This window comes from Rhodanobacter denitrificans (assembly GCF_003335105.1).
In the GTDB taxonomy this organism is placed as follows: domain Bacteria; phylum Pseudomonadota; class Gammaproteobacteria; order Xanthomonadales; family Rhodanobacteraceae; genus Rhodanobacter; species Rhodanobacter denitrificans_A.
The window spans coordinates 1-334 of the sequence record NZ_QFWQ01000026.1 but is presented as its reverse complement, the minus strand read 5'-3'; the positions used below and the strand labels follow the sequence as shown (position 1 = coordinate 334).

The 334-nt window shown below is 58.7% G+C and carries 1 protein-coding gene; it reads right to left on the bottom strand.

Annotated elements, in window-relative coordinates; all coding sequences use genetic code 11:
• Positions 1-334, bottom strand: a 334-nt coding sequence (locus DEO45_RS16355) for a TrbG/VirB9 family P-type conjugative transfer protein (protein WP_189339782.1), incomplete at both ends; no start/stop codon positions are given.

The following is a 334-nucleotide window of genomic DNA, read 5'->3' as shown; positions in this document are numbered from 1 at the left end:
TACTGGTGACGACAAACAGGTTAGTCGTCCAGTCCTGCGGAACGGGTTCATAAACCCGCTCCGTGCGCGTTTTTTGTCCCTCGCTGTCAGTCACTTCCTCAGTCTGCGTGACCGGCACTGGCATCACATACACCCGGTTGGCGTCATGCTGAACATCCCAGCCCTTTGCCATGCCGGAACGGGCGTCGATCACCGTTTCATCATCGTCAAATACCAGCGTGGAAAGGAACGCCACCTGCGTGTTAATCACCGTGGTGTTGTACGGGTTATAGCTGACCTGCTGCATCCGGCTGTCATATCGGCTCCCCTGCGGCGTGGCCGCCGCCTGCACCCC